Here is a 20870-nt window from a genome sequence, read left to right as displayed (position 1 = left end):
CCAAGAAATGGTCCATGCCCATCCGAAACTGGGGCAAAGTAAGGGGCGAACTGACCATTATGTACCCTGATAGATTACAACCGTAAAATACATCCATGCTGAAATCATAGAAGACCTTTTACAGACTTTTATTCACACCCTCCCTGTTTTTACCATATTCTTCCATCGGGAGGGGGTTCCCTTCATGAAGAGGGGGAGTAATTATAAAAAATAGGTATCTTCGTCAACAAAAAACCACCCAACAGTTTTCAAAAACTTCTGTTGAGTGGTTTTGAGGTGCCAAAAAGCCTTAACTTACATGACATTGTATTGTGTATACGGCAGCTTTGTGGGGGCGTGGAGAAATTTTTGACTGTCACAAAGTCAGGTATCTTATCAGCAGGTTAAGGCCGTTGCTCCACAGCAGCAGGCCGAGCAGGATCATAAGGATGCCGGTGGCTTTTTGCAGGCGGGGCAAAAGGCTGTAGAACTGTCTTAGTTTCGGCAGATATCTATGCCAGACAACCGTCAGTAGGAAGAATGGCACGGCAAAGCCCAGAACATAAGCAATCAGCAGGAAAACGCCCTGTGCCAGGGTAGCTGACTGGCCGGCACAGAGCAGGATGGCCGCCAAGATGGGCCCGGTGCAGGGCGTCCAGCCCAAGGAAAAGGACATTCCCAGCAGGAATGCACCACCAAGCGTCATGGTTTCGACATGGTGTAAATGGCGGTATTCCCGCTGTAAAAAGCTTACCGGGATAAGGCCAGCTAGAAATGCACCCAGCAAAATCGTGATTATAGCACCTGTTTGCCGCAGCCTGTCCTGATAATCCCATAGGAGCTGGCCTAGAGTGGAAGCCGTAGCCCCCAGCAGAACAAATATCAGGCTGAATCCCAACAGGAACATCGTGGCAGCCTGCCATTTTTTCAGGCCGCCAATCTGTTCGGAGCCGGCAAGGATCAGGGCGAATGTGGGGAGCAATGGCAGCACGCAGGGAGAGATGAAGGACAGCAGGCCGGCGATAAAGGCGCCAAGCAAGGAAACATCCATTACGCCTGCCATCAGTCATCCTCCATGATTTTCTGTACGGCCGCATCTAATTCAGCTTGTGTAACAGGCCCTGTCTTGCGGAACTGGATGATGCCCTTGCGGTCAATGATCAGCGTAGTGGGAATCCCACGCACCTGATACTGTTTGCTGACTTTTCCGTCAGAATCGAGGAGCACCGGAAAATGGTATTGGTTATCAGCCATGAAAGCGTTGACTTCTGCTGCCGATTCCTGCAGGTTTATGGCATAGAAGTTTACGTTTGTGCTGTTGGCAGCTGCGAAGGCATCCAGTTCCGGCATCTCTCCCCGGCATGGCGGGCACCAGGTGGCCCAAAAGTTAAGCACATAGATTTTGCCGGTTTCGGCGATAGCAACGTTATTGCCGTTCGCATCATCCAAGGAAAAAGAGGGGGCTCGTTTTCCGGGCAGTACGCCTTCTTCTGCTATGCTGTCTGCTTCTGCCTGATAATCCTGATAAAGCCAGAATCCTGCCAGCACGATAGCCAGAGCAGACAAAATGAGGAATAGGGATTTCTTCAAGCTCGTTCACTCCATTCGCATCGATTTCTTATAGCATAGCATATAAACACGCTCTATTCTGTGACTATGGTACCATGTTCGCAGGTTTGTGCGATTTTCGCTCTGACTATCAAAACCTAAACTTAGGACTGATTTTGACATTGACAGAATGTAAGGTGTATGTTATCTTAGATTTATCAATAGTGGCAACGGTGCCCGGACGGATTGTTTGATTCGTCCGGGCTTTTCTTTTACCACCCTTGGATAGCCGCTATTGAGCCATGTAGCATATGGCAGGACAATGGCGTCCTGGACTGCGGCTTGCGCTGTGGTTCGGGGCGCTTTTGCTTTGCCTGCCGCATATTTTGGGAGGAATGATAAAAATGGTAACGTTTCCGCTGTTTTCCGAATTAGAGAAGCATCGTGATGAGGCTAATGAGAAATTCCATCATAACATCAAGCCGCTGCTTATTGAGCGGCTCCGGGAGTTTGGTTTTGTCCATGCCAGTGAAGAGGCACCGGGGATTATGGAGCTTCAGGAACAGGCGACGCAGAATAAATATCTGTTGACCATCCGCAAATATGAGATCATCATCCAGTTCCAGCATGTCAAGACAGGGGAACAGGTGGTAATCTGTGCCATCAGCAATCTGGAACTCAGCGCACATGTCATCATGGATATCATCATCGATTCCATTGACAGCTGGCTCCAGTACGGCGTGGTCTACGATTATAAGAAAGCCCAGCTGCTGGAAGACCGGGCTAAGAGACGTGGCTGAAAGCTGTCTTTTCCCGCAATATTATCCCACCTTGAAAGGATGTGGCCCCATGCAGGATTTACTGATGCACAAGGACCAAGTCAATGAGCAGCTTGCTCGCTACGGCGTGAAATTTGGTATCTATAAGGATGGCAAATTCAATGAACGCCTGTTTCCCTTCGACCCCATTCCCCGGCAGATTGAATCCCGGGACTATGAGATACTGGAAAAGGGCCTGCGCCAGCGGGTCACGGCCCTCAATCTGTTCCTTGCCGATATCTATGGCCGGAAGCGGATTCTGCGGGATGGCATCATCCCCGAGGAATTCGTCTTCCGTTCGCCGGGCTACTTGGCAGAATGTGAGGGCATAACTCCCCCAAAAGGGATATACAGCCATATTTCCGGCATCGATCTCGTTCTGGGCAAGGATGGCATCTGGTATGTATTGGAGGACAATCTGCGCATACCTTCCGGTGCGTCCTATCCGCTGATTGCCCGCAGGCTCTGCCGCAACTGCAGTCCGCGCACCTTCCGCAGCAACAATGTCCGGGATAACCGGAACTATGGGGCATTGCTGAAGCAGGTAATGGACGAAGTGAATACCGGCGGCATCAATGTCATCTTTACCCCGGGCCGCTACAATGCTGCGTATTTTGAACATTCCTATCTGGCGGAACAGTCCGGAGCTGTGCTGGCGGAAAGCGCCGACCTGTTCGTGGAGCAGGGTGTGCTCTATTACAAGGCCAGCCGTGACCCCGTAAAGGTGGGAGCTGTCTATCGCCGGGTCAGCGATGAATACCTTGACCCGCTGTGCTTTGAGCCGAGCTCCCTTATCGGCGTGCCCAATCTTATGGACGCATACCGGGCCGGCAATGTGGCCGTTCTCAATGCGCCGGGCAATGGCGTGGCCGATGACAAGGGCATCTATTATTTCGTGCCGAAGATGATTGCCTATTATCTGGAAGAAGAACCCATCCTGCATAATGCGCCGACCTTCCTGCCTTATTTTCCGGAAGATATGGCCTATACCATGGAGCATATCGGCGAATTGGTCATCAAGGACGTGGCGGAGGCCGGGGGCTATGGCGTGATTTTCGGAGAGAATCTTTCCCCCGCAGAGCTGGAAAAGCTCAAGGAGGCAGTCCGCCGGGAACCACGGCGCTTCATCGCCCAGACGGTTATCGATTTTCAGGATCTGCCAATCTGGGAGGACGGCACGCAGGTCATGCGCAAGGCGGACTTGCGGGCTTTCGTGCTGACGGGGGACAAGGTTCGGGTCTGGCCCAGTGGTCTTACCCGCTTTTCCCGCAACCCGGACAGCTTCGTCGTGAATTCTTCGCAGGGAGGAGGCTTTAAAGACACATGGATCATGACATCTCGATGACGAAAATCAACAATCTCTTCTGGCTGGGCCGCTATTCTGCACGGGTGGATACCACCATCCGCTATCTGGCCAAATGGTATGACTCCATGCTGGATGGCAAGGTCATTGACTTCCAGCATTTTTGCCAGAGCCTCGATATTCCTTGTAATTATCTGAGTGCCTATCAGTTCATGCGCTCGTATATATTTGAAAAGAAAAATCCCGATTCCGTGCGTTCGGCGGCAGAGGCCATGCTGGGCAACGGCATGGTGCTGCGGGAAACCATCGGCAGCAATACCCTGTCCTATCTGCAGATGACGGTCTATGCCATGGACAAGGCCGCTGTAACCACCAATCCCTGGCTGGGCTTCCAGAAGGTCTGCGATCTGCTCATGGCCTTTGCGGGGCGGTGCGATGTCTATATCGACCAGCAGTGCATCCGCGATATCATCAAGTGCGGGGCCAGTGTGGAACGCCTGTCCCTGAGCATTGCCTTTGATTATCCGGAAAAGGCACTGTTGAAGGATTTGCAGAAACTCGTGGTTTATACGGGCCGGATGGTTCTGCCTCTGCCCATGGATGAAGATGCTTTGGCCCTGTTGCAGGCGCAGGAAGAACGGTTGGAGTGGGGCGATCCCCTGAGCGTTTCCCGGCAGGAACTGCAGAAGGCCGTGGAATCGTTGTTTCAGTTGTGAGGGGGGATGTTCATGCGTGAGCTTAATTTCCAGTTTTCCTGCCAGCTTTCTTTTTCCGAATCAGTGACGGACCATGCTTTCCTGCTCCGCTGCCTGCCCCGGCAGGCAAGGGAGCAGGAAATTCTTTCCCTGAACCTGCAGGTAGTGCCGGAAGGGGTGCAGCTCTTTTCCGGCAGGGATTCCTTTGGCAATCAGACCATGTCCGGCTGGGTACCTGAGGAACACAGGGATTTATCCTATCAGGTCAGCGGTGCCATCTGCCGGGACGATATGCAGGAGGAGGCCCCGGAGTACCTGCCTTGTTTTGCCTATCCGTCTGCGATGACCAAACCTTCGCCGGAAATGTCAGGCTATCTTCAGGAACTGGAGCTGACGGGGAGTCCCAGCCAGAAGGCTCAGGCTTTGGCTGAGGCCCTGCATGAGCGTCTGGAATATGTACCGGGCTCGACCAGCATATACACCACAGCAGCTGAAGCCTTCCGGCAGGGAATCGGCGTCTGTCAGGATTTTGCCCATATCTTTTTGGCGCTGGCACGGCTGGCAGGCATTCCGGCCCGCTATGTCTGCGGGCTGCCGATGGGGGAGGGGGCTACCCATGCCTGGGCTGAAATCTGGCAGGATGGCCATTGGCTGGGCTATGACCCTACCCGCAACCGCCTGGCCGATGAAACGTATATCACGCTGGCTGTGGGCCGGGATTATGGGGATTGCCCCATCGAGCGGGGCGTGTTCCATGGGACAGCCCTGCAAACCCAGCAGGCATTCATGCAGGTCTGGGAAAAGGAATAGAAAGGAAGTCTGTATATGCTGCAAGAAGTTGTTTCTGCCCACCTGCCCGTGGGCGAGAAACTGGCCATCCAGAAAAACCGCATCGCCGGTGCCCATCCTGAGGCCCGGCGTATTGCTGTGGTAACGGGCACCCATGGGGATGAGCTGGAGGGCCAGTATGTGGCTTGGAAGCTGGCCCGGCTGCTGGAGAAAAAGCGTGACCGCCTTCATGGCACGGTGGATATCTACCCGGCGCTGAATCCCTTGGGCATCAGCACCATCTATCGGGGGCTGCCGGGGTTCGACTTGGATATGAACCGGATTTTCCCGGGCAGCAGCACAGAAACCATGTATGAGCATATCGCGCAGGGCATCGTGCGGGATATTGCCGGGGCTGACCTCTGCATTGACATCCACGCCAGCAATATCTTCCTGCGGGAAATTCCTCAAATCCGCATCAATGAAAAGAATGCCCAGGAGCTGCTGCCCCTGGCGCATTTCCTCAATATGGACTTTGTCTGGGTGCATGGGGCCGCCACGGTGCTGGAAAGCACATTGGCTTACAGCCTGAATGATATGGGCACGCCGACACTGGTGGTGGAGATGGGCGTGGGTATGCGCATTACCGAAAGCTATGGCAATCAGCTGATTTACGGGATTTTTGCCGTGATGAATCATCTGGGGATGCTTGATGAGCCGTTTATTCCCGTGGCCCCGCCCATCGTCAGCACTGATGGCCATGTGGCCTTTGTCAATGCGGCCGAGTCCGGCATCTTCCTGCCCCGTGTCAGCCATGCGGAACGGGTAGAGAAGGGCCAGACCATCGGCATCGTCTCCAATCCCTTTACAGGAGAAATCAGCGAAAAGCTGCTGAGCCCCATAAGCGGCATGGTCTTTACCCTGCGGGAGTATCCTTTGGTCAATGAAGGCTCCCTGATTGCCCGTGTGCTGGGAGGTGCAGCTTCATGAACAAAGAGCTCTTATACAATATATCGGCTATGCCCTACCGCCAGCCCATCCCTGTCTATGGCTGGCGTTTTGGCGGCCCGCAAAGGACGCTGGCAGTCATGGGGGCCATCCGGGGGGATGAGTACCAGCAGATGTATATTGCGGCCAGGTTGATTCATCGGCTGGAAAAACTGGAGGCCTCCGGAGCGCTCTCCGAGGACGCCGGGATATTGGTCATCCCCTGTGCGGCACAGTTCTCCCTGAACGTCAGCCGCCGCTTCTGGCCCTTGGACAACACGGATATCAACCGCATGTTCCCGGGCTATGAGGACGGGGAGACCACCCAGCGGCTGGCCCATAAGATTTTCCATGCCCTGCAGGGCTACCATTGGGGCATCCATCTTACCAGCCTTTATCTGCCCGGGGATTTCGTGCCCCATATCCGTGTGATGAAGACGGGCTGGCAAAAGGAGGAGGAAGGGCTGGATTTCGGCCTGCCTTATCTGATTATCCGCTCGCCCCGGCCCTATGATACCGTGACGCTCAACTACAACTGGCAGGTCTGGGAAACCCATGCCTTTTCCCTCTACACCAAGGAAAACAGCGACATTGACCCGGTCAGCGCGGAAATGGCTGTGGACAGCATCCTGCGCTTCCTCGCCAGCCACGGCCTTTTGCAGGCGGAGCTGCCGCCGGGGCAGACCACTGTCCCCTGCGACGAAAGCCACATGGCGACGTTCTATTCCACCCAGGCGGGGCTCTTGTTCCCCCAGAAATATCCCGGGGATAAGGTCGTGCCCGGAGACGTTGTCGCCCGGATTCTCGATCCCTGCACCACCGAGGTGCGGGAGGAAATCAAATCCTCGGTCAGCGGCGAGGTCTTCTTTCTGCGCAGTGCCCGCCTGCTGCCGGAACATACCATTGTCTGCCGAATAATCCCGGGAACATGAACGTCAGGAACATCCTGCACGAGTCAGCAAATTGACTTTTTACCTTCTCAGGCCTATACTATCTATCCAAGGAGGTAGTTTTAATGTCGATGTTGACTCGTTATATTCTGTTCATTGTGGCTGTCATCGTGCAGGCCTCCGGTATAGCTCTGGTGGTTAAGAGCATGCTGGGGACTTCGCCGATATCCAGCCTGCCGTATGTCATAAGTCTGGCATCGCCATTTACGCTGGGGCAGATGACCTTTTCCATCAATATGCTGCTGGTGCTCGGCCAGTACATATTGCTGCGCCGGGGATTCGCTAATATCCAGTTCTTGCAGATTCCGGTTACGCTGGTATTTTCCTGGTTCATTGATTTCTTCATGGATGCGTGGGCCTGGGTGGTTCCGGCCAATTATGTGCTCCAGCTGCTGCCTTTGCTTATCGGTACCACACTGATTGCCTTCGGTGTAGCCGTTCAGGGGATTGCCAATGTACTGATGCTCCCCGGCGAAGGTATCGTATATGCCGTATCCCGCTATTTCCATATCGAATTCGGCAAGGTAAAGACAGGCAATGACATCAGTCTGGTATCTTTGGCCGCTGTGCTTTCCTTGATATATCTTGGCGGGATTGAGGGCATCCGGGAAGGCACGCTGATCTCGGCTTTGATTACGGGAACCATAGCGAGATTTTTCCTGAAACATCTGAGCAAGGTGGATGAGAATGGCAATCTGCTATTCTATCCGCATTGGCGTGATCAGGATGAAGCTATCCCATGCCAGAAAAAGGAAATGAGCTGGGATAATGGCTGAAGCTTGTGTACCTATCGAATGATTATTGAGGGGGAATTTTGATGAGCAGACTTACAATGGACAGAGCAAAGGAAATCCTGGCAAAGCATACTACGGAGGAACACCTGTTCCATCATGCTGCTGCTGTCAGTGCGGCCATGGGCGCCATGGCTGAGGCTTATGGCGAAGATAAGGATCATTGGGCTGCCATTGGCTGGCTTCATGATGTGGATTATGAAAAATATCCCGCTGAGCATTGCCATCACGTACGGGAGCTGTTGGCCTCGGAAGGCGTGGATGAGGAAGACATCAAAGCCATTATCACGCATGGATATGGAATTACGACGGACGAGGCAGAACCGGTAAGCAATCTGGAGAAAAGCCTCTTTGCCGTGGATGAACTCACTGGCATCATACAGGCATACGCACTCATGCGTCCGGAAAAGATGGAGGGCATGGCCGTCAAATCCCTGAAAAAGAAGTACAAGGATAAACGCTTTGCGGCTAAGTGCAACCGGGAAATCATCGATAAAGGCATCGAAAATCTCGGCATGGAGCTCAGTGATGTTATGAGCTATTGTATTAAGGGCATGAGTGAGCATAGCGAAGAGATTGGTCTGTAATTGTAGAAAATTTGACGATGATAATCCTGCCCACGTTATCTGCAATGAGGGACAGAGAGCTGTTGCATAAGCATTTTTCTTATGCAACAGCTCTTTTTTATAAAGGGGAATTGATGAAGGAACGATTGGCGGAGAGGAATATCTGGCAGCTGTGTAGAAAGTATGCAGAGAAAGGAGTGGATTCAACTATGGCAAGATTTTACGACGGTTGCCCTCGCTGTGGCAGGCGGGATTTTGAGGAGATATTGCATTGCAAGCGGTGCAATACCGATTTTTGCACCAAGTGTCAGGGAAAACGGAAATTGAATGATGGTACAGAATATGCGTGCTGTCCTCGTTGTGGCGCGGAAATCGATGATGATGATACGGTAGTTGTTGTCATGAATGAAAAAGAAAATGCCAAGCATAAAAATAATATAAAACAATAAAGAATACAAATAAACGCTTGTAATTACTTCTGGTATGTAGTATACTACGTACTAGAGGTGAGGAGATGATTAAGAAAATATCATACAAGGATCAAGTATATGAGCATATGAAGCGGGCGATCATGGATGGCACCCTAAAGGTGGGAGAAATCTATTCTGAGCAGATGATGGCCGATGAATTGGAGGTTTCCCGAACTCCAGTAAGGGAAGCAGTGCTTCAGCTGAAGAATGAAAAGCTCATTGAAATATACAATAACAGAGGTTTTGGTGTCCGGCCTGTATCCGTTGAAGATATCAGGCAGATCATCCAGGCTCGAACCGCTATTGAAAGTTACACCTTGGCCTTGTTGGCAGAGAGTATTGGCACAGAGGAGGGGCGAAGTGCGCTGGATAGGATGGAATCGTGTCTGAAAGTAAAGATGGGAACCCTTAGGGAAGATAAAGAGCATATTAATTTTATGCAAGCAGATATGGAGTTTCATGCTATTAGTATCATATTTACTCAAAATGAGTATTTCATTAGTATGTATCATAATATGAGAGCGCAATTAGAACGAGTAACCGTTAGTTCGTTGGAAAACCATGGTCGTCATGCAGATGCATTGCGTGAGCATGAGGCAATCTTCAAAGCAGTCAGCCAGGGGAGGGCCAGAGAGGCAGGTGATGCACTGAAAAAACACATGTTAGTAACCGAGGATTTGCTGATAGGACATAGGTTGACTTGAACCTAAAGGGATATGGCTTGATTGCGATATTCCTTTGGAATCGAGTTAACTAGTGTGCTACATACAAGTAGCGTGTTTGCTTCTTGCATGTGGTGCATGATTGACTCAAAGTAGTATGCTACATACAGCATATCATTTCTATATCAAAAACTGGAGGAATGTGTGATGTCAAAGGTAGGTTTTATCGGTCTGGGAATCATGGGAAAACCAATGGTAAGGAATCTTCTAAAGGCGGGCATTGAGACTACGGTTTACGATATCAACAAAGAAGCTATGCAGGAGTTGGCAGAAGAAGGAGCAAACACTGCAGTTACGCCTAGAGAAACGGCTCAAGGACAAGATGTAATCATTACTATGGTTCCAAACGGCAAGATTGTGGAATCTCTTCTGATAGGGGATGATGGAATCCTGGCGGGGGTAGAGGCTGGAACCATCATCGCTGATATGAGTTCTGTCACTCCGGTTGAATCCAAACGTTTTGCAGAGATGGCAAAAGAGAAGGGATGTCCCTTCCTGGATTCTCCTGTTAGTGGTGGTGAGCCGGGGGCTGTTAATGCCACGCTAGCTTTCATGATTGGTGGGGATGAGGCTGTAGTGGAGAAAATGCGGGATGTATTTGATGCTATGGGAACTTCCGTAACTGTAGTAGGCCCCAATGGCAGCGGTTCTGTTACTAAGCTGGCTAATCAGATTATGGTAAATCTTAATATAGCAGCTGTTTCAGAAGCTTTGGTATTGGCCCAAAAGGCTGGAGCTGACCCGAAAAAGGTTTATGAGGCAGTTCGGGGGGGATTAGCCGGAAGCACTGTGCTTGATGCTAAAGCTCCCATGATGTACAGTCGTAATTTCAAACCAGGTGGCACCATCGCTATTAATTTAAAGGATATTACCAATGTGATGGAGACTGCCAAGAGCCTGAATGTACCGTTGATTCTCACAAGTGAGTTGCAGCAGATGATGTTGAGTTTGAAGGCTACGGGACACATTATGGATGATCATAGCGGAATCGTGCAATTTTATGAAGGGATTGCCGGAGTAGAGGTAAAATCTCACTGAACAGATGGTGAAGGGAGCAGCGCATCATGGCCAAGATCTTAAAAAATGAGTTATTTAAGGGCATTCCCTCCATTGATGAAGGAAAAGTTGACAAAGCTTTGGAGAAGGCGATAGCATCTTTCGATAAAAAAATTGTGGTATTGGACGATGATCCAACAGGAGTGCAGACTGTACATGATATCTCCGTCTATACGGATTGGTCTGAGGAAAGTATCCGTGCAGGGTTTCAGGAGAAAAATGCCATGTTTTTCATTCTTACCAATTCTAGGGCATTTTCTGCTGAACACACGCGGGAAGAACATCGGATAATAGCCGAGCGTATTGCGGCAGAGGCCAAGCGACAAGGCAAGGATTTTATGGTAATCAGTCGCAGTGATTCTACCTTACGGGGGCATTATCCCTTGGAAACAGAAGTCTTGCGGGAAACATTGGAATCATCAAGCTGTTCCCAAATGGATGGTGAAGTGCTGATGCCTTTCTTCAAAGAGGGCGGACGTTTCACTATTGGCGATGTGCACTATGTTCAGGATGGGGATTATCTTGTGCCAGCAGGAGAAACAGAGTTTGCGAAGGATAAGACTTTTGGTTACAAAAATTCTGATATAACAGAATATATTGAAGAAAAGACTGGAGGAAAATATAGGAAAGAGGATGTTACGTGTATCTCGCTAGATGAATTGCGTAGTTTTGCAGTAGATGAGATTGCAGCCAAGCTGGAAAAGGTTCATGGATTTGGGAAAGTTATTGTAAATGCCGTAGATTATGTAGATGTGAAGGTTTTTGTGCTGGCACTCTTACAAGCTATGAAAAAAGGCAAAAATTTCATTTTCCGCACGGCAGCTGCTTTTACCAAAGTTATAGGCGGAGTGCCAGATAAGCCTCTTTTGCGTAGAGACGAATTGGTGGAGACGGATAATCATAATGGCGGTTTGATTATTATCGGTTCTCATGTGAAGAAGACAACGCAGCAGTTTGAGGAACTGAAAAAGAGCTCTTATGTAAAATTCATAGAGTTCAACCATATGCTGGTTCTGGAGCCAGAAAAGCTGGAAGCAGAACTTGAACGTATCGTCGCTGACGTGGAAGAAAATATAAAAAAAGGACAGACTGTAGCGGTATATACTGGACGCAAGCGGTTTGATGCAGGCTCGGAGGAGGAATCTTTGCGGGTGTCTGTAAAGATTTCAGAAGCTATTACCAGTATAGTCAATCGTATTTCTGTAAAGCCAAGTTTTTTAGTGGCTAAGGGCGGGATTACTTCCAGTGACGTAGGTACTAAGGGACTGTGCGTGAAGCGGGCCTTGGTCATGGGGCAGGCTGCCCCTGGAATCCCTGTATGGAAGACTGGAGAGGAGAGCAAGTTCCCAAACATGGCCTATGTTATTTTCCCAGGCAATGTTGGAGCCGTGGACACACTGAGGCAGGTGGTAGAGACCTTATGTGGCAGTCAGGGGTGATCTGTGTATGCTGATAAATCTGCGTGATATGCTGACGCTGGCTGAAGAAAAGAACTGCGCCATAGGTTCTTTTAATGTCTATAATGTTGAATCCTTGCAGGCTGTGCTGAAGGCGGCAAAAAACAAAGCAGCTCCGGTGATTGTTTCCTTAGCAAAAGATAGGAGGCTGATGGTTTTATGTTGATGGCAATTTTCCTGGGAGGCATCATCCTTTTGATGCTCATGATCATAAAATTCAAGGTAAATCCTTTTTTGGCGCTGCTTTTTACTTCCCTGGTAATTGGAGTGATGGCAGGGTTGCCTGTGCAAAAAATCCTTTCAAGTATTTCCTCTGGTTTTGGCGGAACATTAGGTGGCATTGGTATCGTCATTGCGTTAGGCATTATCCTTGGCGAACTCCTTTATGAAACCGGAGGAACGGAAGAAATCGCCAGTTTGGCGCTGCGAAAGATCGGTGTAAAAAATTCTCCGTTGGCCATGGCTTTGACTGGTGTTATCGTTGCGATACCTGTTTATTTTGATGCAGCGTTCGTCATTCTGGTCAATTTAGCTAATCAGCTTTCTGAAAAAACCGGTATTCCGTTGGTGCGCTTTGTGACGGCATTAGGCGTAGGTCTCATTATCGGTCATTGCGTCATCATTCCGACCCCCGGCCCTATGGCGGTGGCAGGTGCGGTAAGTGCTCCGATAGGTTCTTTTGTTCTTTATTCCGTGATTGCGGCTGTGCCAGCAGCCTTAGTCGGTGGCGTTCTTTACTCCAAGCTTACGGCGCAGCGTTTTTTTCCGGAACAGTGCGGGAAAGAGGGGAATTTTGATGTCACGGTGGATGATGGCAGATCTGGAGAGCGTTGCCCGGGATCGCTGGCTGTGGGACTGATACTTTTTCCAATCACGCTTATCCTCATAGGTACTTTGGCGGGAGCCTTGCTTGAAAAGGGTTCGACTCTTGCTGCTGTGTGTGCTTTTGTCGGTGATAAGAATGTGGCACTTTTCCTAGGCGTAGTGGCTGCCCTTATCGCCCTTAGAAAATATTTCAAAGCACCTGCTGAAGAGATGATTACGGCTGCAGCTGCACAGGCCGGTATGGTATTGCTCATCACTGGGGCAGGTGGGAGCTTTGGCGCGATTATCAATGCTACTGGCATAGGTGACTATATCGTGGCCACGATGCAGAATTTCAATGTTCCCTTGATCATTCTGGGCTTTATCTTGAGCCAGATATTGCGGGCGGCACAAGGATCGGCTACGGTGGCATTGGTTACTACGGCGGCAATCCTTTCACCTTCTATCGCGGCAGTAGGCGCATCTCCGGTACTGGTTGGTTTGGCTATCTGCTTTGGCGGCGTTGGGCTTTCTCTGCCCAATGATTCTGGCTTCTGGGTAGTAAACCGCTTCTCTGGCTTCACCTTTCCTCAGACCATGAAGGCTTGGACATTGGGGGGATTCATTGCCGGTCTTACTGGTTTGGCGGTACTCTTGATTCTTAGTATGTTTCAAGATGTGTTACCAGGACTTATGTGATTGATGGTAATATTTTTATCCATGTATTGAAAATGATTATCAAATGTGTTATATTATGTTCAGGCTTTCGTTAAAGCTCTCCTAAAATATAATACACAGTCGAAAAGGCTGCCGTACTGCTCAAACGGCAGTCTTTTTGGCGTTTGTCTCTCTGCTTAGAAAAAATAGCTGTCCTGGTAATACAGAACAGCTTATAGACGGAAAATGGCTTGCTTCCCCATTGAAATTCGTGATAAAATTAAGAATATAAAATTATATTGAATAAATGAGGAGGTCATAGGATGAAAATGAACAAAAGACGCATTGCTCTGCTTATGGGAACTTTGCTGGCTGCGACTACGGCGGCCTATGCCAGTGTGACTCCGCAACAGGTCGCACTAGGCGGCATCGAACCGGGCATGAGCCTGGAACAGGCCAAAAGCCTGGGCGGCGAAGTGATCTATGCCGATTATGAGAAGACCTTGTTTAAAAACGGCCTGATTGTCAAAGTGGACGATAAGCGTCCCGACATCGTGGAAGAAATCGTTCTCAAGACCGGCGAAGTCAAGACACCTGCAGGCATTACCTTGGGAATGAGTGCTGATAAGCTCAATGATGCCTATGGCCAGGCTGACAAGGTTGAGGTTGACCGCGACGATACAGAATACAAATATCGTACAGCGGATGGTCGTAAGGAAATCGAATTCACTGTGAAGGATGGTGTGATTGCAAAGATTTCCTGCGAATTGCGGGACTGAACTGCTGTCTAAATGTTAAGCATGCTGACTAAGGAACATTTGGCCCTAGATTTCCAGCAGGCGGCCGATGTCAGATAAAATGGCAACATGAGGAAAGAGCGCAAAATCAGAAGCAGGTGTTGTGCCGGTGGTTATAGCAGCAAAGTCTACACCTGCATTTTGTGCGGCCTGGGCATCTACGATGTTGTCACCACTATAAAGAACGGTGTCATTGCTGGCAGAAAAGTGTTTCAGCGCGGCATGGATGCCTTCCGGACTGGGTTTTAGTGTCTTTACATCATCACTGCCGATGATATGATCGATGAGCTGGGGGCAACCAGCCTGTATGAATTTTTCAGCAATGCGGTGACGCGTTTTGCTGGATATGATGCCCACACTAGCGCCCTTGGCTTTTAAAGCTGTAAGCATAGGAATGGTTTGCGGGTAAAAATGTGTCATGGGGGTCATATAGCGATCCGCTTCTTTTTTATAGGCCATGATAAACTCATCGCAGGCAGATTCATCTCTGTTTTGAGTGATGCGCATGACTGCTTCCCGCATGGGCAGCCCAATGGTGTGGCAAATCGTGCTTGCGTCCACAGTTGGCAAGCCTGATTTTTGCAATGTGGTCTGAAAGCATTTTACTATGCCTGCTGAAGAATCGGCAAGGGTGTAATCGAAGTCAAAAAGATATAGCTGATAGTGTTTCATCAGGAGCCGCCTTTCGTTTGTTTGGATATTTACATATTTTAATCATAACATGTAAATGGTACAATGGGAATATGAACTGTTATATGTCGAGAGTTAAAGGGGGGTTAAGACAGGAAAAACTTTGCTCTTGTGATGACTGGGTACGTCATGGTGTAATGGTTCTGGAAAAGCGATTGGTGTAGATGAATGGAGGAAAATGAATGAATGAATTGATTTGCAGACCCATAGGTTATATACAGTCTCCCTATAAGGAGCGCGAGACTACGCCCAAAAGCGTCGATGAATGCCCGGACCAGGAAGCCATGATGGAAATCGTGGAGGAATATGCTGAGGCCATGGGGGATATGGAAGTGGGAAAAAGCTATGAGGTGCTGTTCTGGTTCCATAAGGTTCCCGATGTGAAACTGACTGTTCCCTATCGGGGCGTCGGCCCCATGATGGGGATATTCTCTACCCATGCACCTTACCGTCCGAATCCCATTGGTGCATCGGTGATAAAGGTTACGAAGATTGAGGGGCGTTGCGTATATTTTACTGGCGTCGATATGATGGATGGTACGCCTGTGCTGGATATAAAACCCAGCAACTGAAGTACCCGGGAAACAAAGAAACCTCCAGTCCGCAATGTTTGCGGATTGGAGGTTTTTTTGTCTTGCACCTAACGCTTCTGTGTGCCCATAGCAATCCAGACGAGAACTGCAATGGCCAGGAAGAAGGGGTAGAACAGGTAGGGAATGATGCTGAGGCTGGTTATGCCGGCAATGGCAGAGGCAATCAGCAGCTGGGCCCCATAGGGAATGATGCCCTGGGCAATACAGGAGCAGGTGTCGAGCAGGGACGCACTTTCCCGGGGTTCAATGCCGTATTCTTCACTGATGTTTTTGGCGATAGGGCCGGCCACCACAATGGCTACTGTATTGTTGGCTGTGGCTACATCCATCAGGATGGTCAACAGGCCGATGCCCAGACGGCCGCCGCTTGTGCCTTTGAAATGCTTGCGGATAAAGGCAAGCAGGGCGGCAAAGCCGCCACCGTCCCGCATGAGTGCGCTGATGGAAGCGGCGAGGATTGTGACAATCATAGTCTCAAACATGCCATTGGTGCCGGTGCCCATGGCAGAAAAGGCCTTGGAAAGATCCGTGGTACCCGTGGCCAGGCCCAGGACAAAGAAAAGTACGATACCTGTGCCCAAGACCAGGAATACATTGCGTCCTGTAAGAGCCATGATCAGGACAAGGAAATAGGGCAGGGCCAGCAACAGGGAGTAATCGAATTGGCCCAAATCGGCAGCACCGCTGGATATCGACATGAAAAAGAGCACAGACAGAGTGATCAGCGCTGCCGGCAGGGCCAGTTTGAGATTGGCGTAGAATTTGTCCTGCATGCGGGTACCCTGGGTGCGGGTGGCGGCGATGGTGGTGTCAGAGATAAAGGAAAGGTTATCCCCGAACATGGCACCGCCTACTACCGAAGCTACAGTCAGGGGCAGGCTCAGTCCTGCATTTTGGGCCACAGATGCAGCTATGGGCACCAGTACCGTAATGGTGCCTACGCTGGTCCCCATGGACATGGATATCAGGCAGGCAATGAGAAAGAGCCCGGGGACAGCCAGTGTTCCTGGCACGAAATTCAGCAGCAGATGTGCGGTACTTTCCACGCCGCCCGCAGCTTTGGCGATACCGCTGAAAGCCCCGGCCATCAGGAAGATGAAGAGCATGATGGTGATGTTCACATCGCCGATACTCTTGGCGCAGAGCTGGATATTTTCCACAAAGAGGCGTTTACGGTTCTGTATGAAGGCCACAATCAGGGCCAGGCCGAAGGCCACCACCACAGACATGACATAAAAGCCCATTTGCCCTTCCACGGGTGCGATGTATTCGTACCAGATACCCGCCCCAAGGTAGAGCACGAGGAAAACCAATATGGGCAGCAGTGCTATGGCATGAGCCTGAGGCTGCGTTGAGTTTTGTTCCATAGATTCATCATCCTTTGTTAAGAAATAACTAGCTTGACCATTATAGTGAATATTGGACAAACTTGTCAAATTCAGCAGTCTGTGCAACGTGATTGGATCACGGAAATTTTGCCGGGAGTTGTCATATAATGATTCCAGTTCATTTCAGGAGGGCTGGTAAATGTGTAAGAAGAATCGCCGTGCTATGGTACGGAAGGATGACTGCGTGGCCTGCGGCACCTGTGCAGATGTTTGTCCCCGGGGAGCGATAACGATTCAGTGGGGCAGTTTTGCCCAGGTGGATAGAGATTTATGCGTGGGCTGCGGCAGGTGTGTTCGGGAGTGTCCGGCAGCGGTTATCACGTTGGAGGTGGGCGCATGAAAAAACATTGGTATCATTATCTGTGGATCTGGTCTCTTATTTACTTTGGCCTGGGCTTTTTCAATATTCTCTTTGCCTGGATGGGGCTTATCAGTTTTATGCTGCCGCTCGTCATGTCTATCGGTTTTGGTAACAAGCTTTTCTGCAATCGTTATTGTGACCGTGGACAGACACTCCGGGCCTTGGGGCAGCTGGGGTTCTCCCGCCGCCGGGAAATGCCGGCCTGGATGAAGAGCAAGGCCTTCCGCTATGGCTTTATGTTGTTTTTCTTTGCCATGTTCGGCAATGTTTTGTATAGCACTTGGCTGGTTTATAGCGGAGCGGAATCCTTGCAGGAAGTGGTGAGCCTTTTATGGACGTGGCAATTTCCCTGGCAGTGGGCTTATTCTGGCAGTGTCAGTCCCTGGATAGCGCAATTTGCCTTTGGTCTCTATAGTCTGATGCTGACCTCGGAAGTCATCGCGCTGGTGACTATGCTGCTGTATAAGCCTCGCTCCTGGTGTGTCTATTGTCCTATGGGAACATTGACACAGGTGATCTGCAAAGCCAAGGCACCGGCAGATTCCTGAGTGCAAAATAGCTGTCCGTGATATCACGGCAGCTATTTTTTTACTTGTGAGGTGATTGGGAGTATAATAGGCATTGGAGTGTCGTGAAAACTTAGTGAACCCAAAGAAGGAAGTGTGCAGCTGTGATCCATGAAATTTCTCCCCATAGACTGAACAATGAGTTTTTGCCCAATGCTGAGCCGTGGAAGGACGACATCATTATTTTTGCCCAAAATGATATGCTGATGGTGGGAGGAGAGCCTGGAAATATGCGTTTTCCGAAACGTCAGGAAATCCGATCAAATCGGTTTGTTTATCAGTATCTGTTTTCTTTGGATGGTCATGGTGTATATCATGCCATTGGGAATCATACAGCCCCCCTGCCGGGTTTTGCCTATAAGACGATGCGGGAGATACGCTGGCAGATGCAGGGTCCGAGGGAGTATATGTATGCGGCCTATACGGCATGGCATCTTATCTCTTGGTATGAGGATAACCATTTTTGCGGCCGCTGTGGTCATCCTACCAGCTATGCGGCCAAGGAGCGGGCCTTGGAATGCGATAACTGCGGTCATGTGATTTATCCCCGCATCATTCCGGCGGTGGTGGCCGGTGTCATCAATGGTGACAGCATCCTGCTGACAAAATACGCCAAGCGCAATGTGCCTTTTTATGCCTTGGTGGCAGGTTTTACAGAGATCGGGGAAACCTTGGAGGAATGCGTGGCCCGGGAGGTCATGGAGGAGACAGGCCTCAAAGTCAGGAACATCCGCTATTACAAATCCCAGCCATGGGGCAATGTGCAGGATTTGATTGTGGGTTTTTACTGTGAGGTGGATGGGGACACCACGATCCAAATGGACAGGGATGAACTCAAGGAAGCATTATGGGTGAAGCGTGAGGATATCCAGGGCCAGCCTGATGATTGGAGCCTGACCAATCAGATGATGATGACTTTTAAGGCAGGTCAGGAACCGCAGCTGAGCAAATGAAAATAAATTTTATAATAATAAATGTCAACCTAAAACTTTTTTGGGTTGACATTTATTATTTAACCTACTATCCTTGTATGTAGAACGAAATTCACGAAAAGGATATGGTGTCAGATGAAATCAGCAGTAGCAACATTGACGGAAAAGATAATCGCGGGTTTTCGGCTGGGACGGGAGGATGATTTGCACATCCTGCTGGAATCGCCGCTGGAGGAACTGATGGAAGGGGCAGGCCGCCTGCAAAAGCATTTTTGCGGTAATCATGTTGACCTTTGTACCATCATCAACGGCCGCAGCGGGCGGTGCAGTGAGAATTGCAGATACTGCGCCCAGGCGGCCTGCCATAACACCGGCATTAAGGAATATCCGTTCCTGCCCAAGGAAGAAATCATCGCCAATGCCAGGGCCAACGAAGCGGCCGGCGTCAACCGCTTTGCCATCGTGACCTCCGGCAGAGCACTGGGAGGGAAGGAGTTTGACCAGGCCATCGAGGTCTATGAGGAAATGAACCATAGCCTGCATATAGACCTGTGCGCTTCCCATGGCATCATCAGCCGGGAGCAGTTCCGCCGCTTGCGGAAGGCTGGCGTTACCAGCTATCATCACAACATCGAGACTTCTAAGCGGTTCTTCCCGCAAATCTGCACCAGCCACACTTATGAGGATCGCATCAAGACCATCAGGATTGCTCAGGAAGAGGGCATGTGCGTCTGCTCCGGCGGCATCATCGGCATGGGAGAGACTTGGGATGACAGGCTGGATATGGCCTTGAGCCTTGCGGAACTGCATATCCAGTCTATTCCCATCAACGCGTTGATGGCCATCAAGGGCACGGAGCTGGAAGACCGACCGTCCTTGGCACCGGAAGAAATCCTGCGCACCATTGCCATCTTCCGCTTCATCAATCCCGAGGCCAATATCCGATTGGCGGCAGGACGGAAGCTGCTGCCAAAAAATGGGGCCACTGCCTTCCTGCACGGGGCGTCCGCATCCATCACTGGCAATATGCTGACCACCTCCGGCACCACCATCAAGGAGGACTTGGCTATCCTGAAGGATTTGGGGCTTAGCAATAAATAATTCGCAGGAAACGAAAAGCGTGGAATTGACTGGTCAATTCCACGTTTTTTGACTTTATCAATCTGCTTCGTTGAGACCTTCTGTTTCTGCGGCCTCATCATATTCTTGCTTCATCAGGCAGCAGGCGAAGGAGATGAAATTGCAGTCCACCAATAGCTCCTCGATTTTGCTCTGGTATTTGCCGGCCTTATGCAGGGCCAGTAGTTCTTTCAAGTCGTCTTTGCTGAAGCCGAAGCCGATGGCATCGCTCAGCATGGCGCCATCTTCCACAGATTCCAGCGCCGCTGGCCAGTTGGTACCAATTTCCGTCTTTGTCATAATCCAATCATCCTCCTATTATCATATAAGCTGATTTGCAGCTATTGACTATGTTAGCATGGTCAGGTTAGAAAATCATAAGAATGGGCAAATGTTGCGGGACTGAATTGACGTAAAGAATGTTTCAGTATAAGATGAAAGTACCATGCATCCAAATCATGTGTTCCATAACTATGGTTGACGGGGCTGAGCATATAGTAAAATAGTATATTAAAAACATTAAATCAAAGTATATATTTTGTATAATACATGGTATAATATAACCAAGGAAGGAGGATTGTACCATGTTAGCAAAAGATGTGCTGCGTATACTCGGAATAACACGGCCAACACTTACCAAATATGTAAAGACGGGCATCATACGAGTCAACGTCCTGCCAAACAAACGGTACGATTATAATGAAGAAGATGTATACGGCTTTCTGAATAAGGACATGAAGCGTAAGACGTTTATATACGCCCGTGTGTCAACAGCTAAGCAGAAACCAGACCTTGAAAATCAGATTTCTCTTTTGAAACAGTTCTGCTTTTCCAATGGCTACACCATATCCGG

At 49.8% G+C, this 20870-nt stretch carries 26 protein-coding genes; 21 read left to right on the top strand and 5 right to left on the bottom strand.

What is annotated here, in order from left to right; genetic code table 11:
• Positions 1-355 precede the first annotated feature (355 nt).
• Both BUB68_RS13945 and BUB68_RS13940 read right to left on the bottom strand, forming a co-directional pair.
• Positions 356-1042 (bottom strand): cytochrome c biogenesis CcdA family protein, encoded by a 687-nt coding sequence (locus tag BUB68_RS13945; protein ID WP_371914876.1) that lies wholly within the window; start codon positions 1040-1042, stop codon positions 356-358.
• Positions 1042-1569, bottom strand: coding sequence for a TlpA family protein disulfide reductase (locus BUB68_RS13940; RefSeq protein ID WP_073092671.1), 528 nt, complete (start codon positions 1567-1569; stop codon positions 1042-1044). Before BUB68_RS13940 ends, BUB68_RS13945 begins: the two co-directional genes overlap by 1 nt.
• A 362-nt stretch (positions 1570-1931) precedes the next feature.
• Between BUB68_RS13940 and BUB68_RS13935 the strand changes: the two genes are divergently transcribed.
• From BUB68_RS13935 to BUB68_RS13865, 15 genes are all read left to right on the top strand, one after another.
• Positions 1932-2327: a hypothetical protein gene (locus BUB68_RS13935; RefSeq protein ID WP_073092668.1), complete on the top strand. Its 396-nt coding sequence runs from the start codon at positions 1932-1934 to the stop codon at positions 2325-2327.
• A 49-nt stretch (positions 2328-2376) separates the two neighbouring features.
• Positions 2377-3690, top strand: a complete 1314-nt coding sequence (locus BUB68_RS13930) for a circularly permuted type 2 ATP-grasp protein (protein ID WP_073092665.1) — start codon at positions 2377-2379, stop codon at positions 3688-3690.
• A complete protein-coding gene (locus tag BUB68_RS13925) occupies positions 3669-4364 on the top strand; it encodes an alpha-E domain-containing protein (protein WP_073092662.1) in 696 nt (231 codons plus the stop codon). The genes BUB68_RS13930 and BUB68_RS13925 overlap by 22 nt, the downstream gene beginning before the upstream one ends.
• Positions 4365-4376: 12 nt before the next feature.
• Positions 4377-5153, top strand: coding sequence for a transglutaminase family protein (locus tag BUB68_RS13920; RefSeq protein WP_073092658.1), 777 nt, complete (start codon positions 4377-4379; stop codon positions 5151-5153).
• A gap of 15 nt (positions 5154-5168) precedes the next feature.
• Complete coding sequence (locus BUB68_RS13915; RefSeq protein ID WP_073092656.1) at positions 5169-6101, top strand: M14 family metallopeptidase; 933 nt, start codon at positions 5169-5171, stop codon at positions 6099-6101.
• A complete protein-coding gene (locus tag BUB68_RS13910) occupies positions 6098-7030 on the top strand; it encodes a M14 family metallopeptidase (RefSeq protein ID WP_073092653.1) in 933 nt (310 codons plus the stop codon). Before BUB68_RS13915 ends, BUB68_RS13910 begins: the two co-directional genes overlap by 4 nt.
• 83 nt (positions 7031-7113) lie before the next feature.
• Positions 7114-7824 (top strand): YczE/YyaS/YitT family protein, encoded by a 711-nt coding sequence (locus BUB68_RS13905; protein WP_073092650.1) that lies wholly within the window; start codon positions 7114-7116, stop codon positions 7822-7824.
• Between the two features lie 41 nt (positions 7825-7865).
• Positions 7866-8426: a hypothetical protein gene (locus tag BUB68_RS13900; protein ID WP_073092648.1), complete on the top strand. Its 561-nt coding sequence runs from the start codon at positions 7866-7868 to the stop codon at positions 8424-8426.
• Positions 8427-8614: 188 nt separating this feature from the next.
• A complete protein-coding gene (locus tag BUB68_RS13895) occupies positions 8615-8854 on the top strand; it encodes a hypothetical protein (protein WP_073092677.1) in 240 nt (79 codons plus the stop codon).
• 65 nt (positions 8855-8919) lie between these two features.
• A complete protein-coding gene (locus BUB68_RS13890) occupies positions 8920-9579 on the top strand; it encodes a GntR family transcriptional regulator (protein WP_073092645.1) in 660 nt (219 codons plus the stop codon).
• A gap of 165 nt (positions 9580-9744) precedes the next feature.
• Entirely contained in the window at positions 9745-10635 is an 891-nt protein-coding gene (garR, locus tag BUB68_RS13885; protein WP_073092643.1) for a 2-hydroxy-3-oxopropionate reductase, read from the top strand.
• Between the two features lie 26 nt (positions 10636-10661).
• Entirely contained in the window at positions 10662-12092 is a 1431-nt protein-coding gene (locus BUB68_RS13880; protein WP_073092641.1) for a four-carbon acid sugar kinase family protein, read from the top strand.
• A gap of 7 nt (positions 12093-12099) precedes the next feature.
• Positions 12100-12276, top strand: coding sequence for a class II fructose-bisphosphate aldolase (locus BUB68_RS13875; protein WP_081372022.1), 177 nt, complete (start codon positions 12100-12102; stop codon positions 12274-12276).
• Positions 12270-13613: a GntP family permease gene (locus BUB68_RS13870; protein WP_218587706.1), complete on the top strand. Its 1344-nt coding sequence runs from the start codon at positions 12270-12272 to the stop codon at positions 13611-13613. Before BUB68_RS13875 ends, BUB68_RS13870 begins: the two co-directional genes overlap by 7 nt.
• Before the next feature lie 281 nt (positions 13614-13894).
• Positions 13895-14350: a hypothetical protein gene (locus tag BUB68_RS13865; RefSeq protein WP_073092638.1), complete on the top strand. Its 456-nt coding sequence runs from the start codon at positions 13895-13897 to the stop codon at positions 14348-14350.
• Between the two features lie 45 nt (positions 14351-14395).
• On the opposite strand, the gene BUB68_RS13860 is transcribed toward BUB68_RS13865, so the two are convergent.
• Positions 14396-15040, bottom strand: coding sequence for an HAD family hydrolase (locus BUB68_RS13860; RefSeq protein WP_073092635.1), 645 nt, complete (start codon positions 15038-15040; stop codon positions 14396-14398).
• A 200-nt stretch (positions 15041-15240) separates the two neighbouring features.
• Here BUB68_RS13860 and tsaA point away from each other — a divergent pair, with 200 nt between their 5' ends.
• Complete coding sequence (tsaA, locus tag BUB68_RS13855; RefSeq protein WP_073092634.1) at positions 15241-15630, top strand: tRNA (N6-threonylcarbamoyladenosine(37)-N6)-methyltransferase TrmO; 390 nt, start codon at positions 15241-15243, stop codon at positions 15628-15630.
• 68 nt (positions 15631-15698) lie between these two features.
• Here tsaA and BUB68_RS13850 read toward each other — a convergent pair whose 3' ends face one another.
• Entirely contained in the window at positions 15699-17018 is a 1320-nt protein-coding gene (locus BUB68_RS13850; protein WP_073092632.1) for a Na+/H+ antiporter NhaC family protein, read from the bottom strand.
• 160 nt (positions 17019-17178) lie between these two features.
• Between BUB68_RS13850 and BUB68_RS13845 the strand changes: the two genes are divergently transcribed.
• From BUB68_RS13845 to bioB, 4 genes are all read left to right on the top strand, one after another.
• Positions 17179-17379 carry a 4Fe-4S binding protein gene (locus BUB68_RS13845; protein WP_073092629.1) on the top strand — a complete coding sequence of 67 codons (201 nt, stop codon included), beginning with the start codon at positions 17179-17181 and terminating at the stop codon, positions 17377-17379.
• Positions 17376-17948 carry a 4Fe-4S binding protein gene (locus BUB68_RS13840; protein WP_073092626.1) on the top strand — a complete coding sequence of 191 codons (573 nt, stop codon included), beginning with the start codon at positions 17376-17378 and terminating at the stop codon, positions 17946-17948. The genes BUB68_RS13845 and BUB68_RS13840 overlap by 4 nt, the downstream gene beginning before the upstream one ends.
• 248 nt (positions 17949-18196) lie before the next feature.
• Positions 18197-18919 (top strand): NAD(+) diphosphatase, encoded by a 723-nt coding sequence (gene nudC, locus BUB68_RS13835; protein WP_256625979.1) that lies wholly within the window; start codon positions 18197-18199, stop codon positions 18917-18919.
• A 114-nt stretch (positions 18920-19033) separates the two neighbouring features.
• The gene (gene bioB / locus BUB68_RS13830) at positions 19034-19999 is read left to right on the top strand and encodes a biotin synthase BioB (protein WP_073092620.1); all 966 of its coding nucleotides are present in this window, start codon (positions 19034-19036) and stop codon (positions 19997-19999) included.
• Positions 20000-20056: 57 nt separating this feature from the next.
• Here the strand turns inward: bioB and BUB68_RS15115 are convergent, their stop codons facing one another.
• Positions 20057-20317: a hypothetical protein gene (locus tag BUB68_RS15115; RefSeq protein ID WP_143188179.1), complete on the bottom strand. Its 261-nt coding sequence runs from the start codon at positions 20315-20317 to the stop codon at positions 20057-20059.
• Between the two features lie 284 nt (positions 20318-20601).
• On the opposite strand from BUB68_RS15115, the gene BUB68_RS13825 reads away from it, so the two are divergent.
• Positions 20602-20870, top strand: a 269-nt coding sequence (locus BUB68_RS13825; protein WP_178139545.1) for a recombinase family protein, incomplete at its 3' end; no start/stop codon positions are given.

It is taken from the genome of Pseudoselenomonas ruminantium, assembly GCF_900142515.1.
GTDB lineage: Bacteria > Bacillota > Negativicutes > Selenomonadales > Selenomonadaceae > Selenomonas_A > Selenomonas_A ruminantium_D.
This window is presented reverse-complemented; position numbering and strand designations above follow the sequence as displayed.

Coding starts and splice junctions, on each gene's coding strand:
- BUB68_RS13845 (WP_073092629.1), top strand. CDS start 17,179: ATGTGTAAGAAGAATCGCCGTGCTATGGTACGGAAGGATGACTGCGTG.
- BUB68_RS13865 (WP_073092638.1), top strand. CDS start 13,895: ATGAAAATGAACAAAAGACGCATTGCTCTGCTTATGGGAACTTTGCTG.
- BUB68_RS13915 (WP_073092656.1), top strand. CDS start 5,169: ATGCTGCAAGAAGTTGTTTCTGCCCACCTGCCCGTGGGCGAGAAACTG.
- garR (WP_073092643.1), top strand. CDS start 9,745: ATGTCAAAGGTAGGTTTTATCGGTCTGGGAATCATGGGAAAACCAATG.
- BUB68_RS13925 (WP_073092662.1), top strand. CDS start 3,669: ATGGATCATGACATCTCGATGACGAAAATCAACAATCTCTTCTGGCTG.
- BUB68_RS13935 (WP_073092668.1), top strand. CDS start 1,932: ATGGTAACGTTTCCGCTGTTTTCCGAATTAGAGAAGCATCGTGATGAG.
- BUB68_RS13900 (WP_073092648.1), top strand. CDS start 7,866: ATGAGCAGACTTACAATGGACAGAGCAAAGGAAATCCTGGCAAAGCAT.
- BUB68_RS13850 (WP_073092632.1), bottom strand. CDS start 17,018: ATGGAACAAAACTCAACGCAGCCTCAGGCTCATGCCATAGCACTGCTG.
- BUB68_RS13945 (WP_371914876.1), bottom strand. CDS start 1,042: ATGGCAGGCGTAATGGATGTTTCCTTGCTTGGCGCCTTTATCGCCGGC.
- BUB68_RS13895 (WP_073092677.1), top strand. CDS start 8,615: ATGGCAAGATTTTACGACGGTTGCCCTCGCTGTGGCAGGCGGGATTTT.
- BUB68_RS15115 (WP_143188179.1), bottom strand. CDS start 20,317: ATGACAAAGACGGAAATTGGTACCAACTGGCCAGCGGCGCTGGAATCT.
- BUB68_RS13910 (WP_073092653.1), top strand. CDS start 6,098: ATGAACAAAGAGCTCTTATACAATATATCGGCTATGCCCTACCGCCAG.
- BUB68_RS13870 (WP_218587706.1), top strand. CDS start 12,270: ATGTTGATGGCAATTTTCCTGGGAGGCATCATCCTTTTGATGCTCATG.
- BUB68_RS13920 (WP_073092658.1), top strand. CDS start 4,377: ATGCGTGAGCTTAATTTCCAGTTTTCCTGCCAGCTTTCTTTTTCCGAA.
- BUB68_RS13860 (WP_073092635.1), bottom strand. CDS start 15,040: ATGAAACACTATCAGCTATATCTTTTTGACTTCGATTACACCCTTGCC.
- BUB68_RS13875 (WP_081372022.1), top strand. CDS start 12,100: ATGCTGATAAATCTGCGTGATATGCTGACGCTGGCTGAAGAAAAGAAC.
- BUB68_RS13930 (WP_073092665.1), top strand. CDS start 2,377: ATGCAGGATTTACTGATGCACAAGGACCAAGTCAATGAGCAGCTTGCT.
- tsaA (WP_073092634.1), top strand. CDS start 15,241: ATGAATGAATTGATTTGCAGACCCATAGGTTATATACAGTCTCCCTAT.
- nudC (WP_256625979.1), top strand. CDS start 18,197: ATGCGTTTTCCGAAACGTCAGGAAATCCGATCAAATCGGTTTGTTTAT.
- BUB68_RS13880 (WP_073092641.1), top strand. CDS start 10,662: ATGGCCAAGATCTTAAAAAATGAGTTATTTAAGGGCATTCCCTCCATT.
- bioB (WP_073092620.1), top strand. CDS start 19,034: ATGAAATCAGCAGTAGCAACATTGACGGAAAAGATAATCGCGGGTTTT.
- BUB68_RS13905 (WP_073092650.1), top strand. CDS start 7,114: ATGTCGATGTTGACTCGTTATATTCTGTTCATTGTGGCTGTCATCGTG.
- BUB68_RS13890 (WP_073092645.1), top strand. CDS start 8,920: ATGATTAAGAAAATATCATACAAGGATCAAGTATATGAGCATATGAAG.
- BUB68_RS13840 (WP_073092626.1), top strand. CDS start 17,376: ATGAAAAAACATTGGTATCATTATCTGTGGATCTGGTCTCTTATTTAC.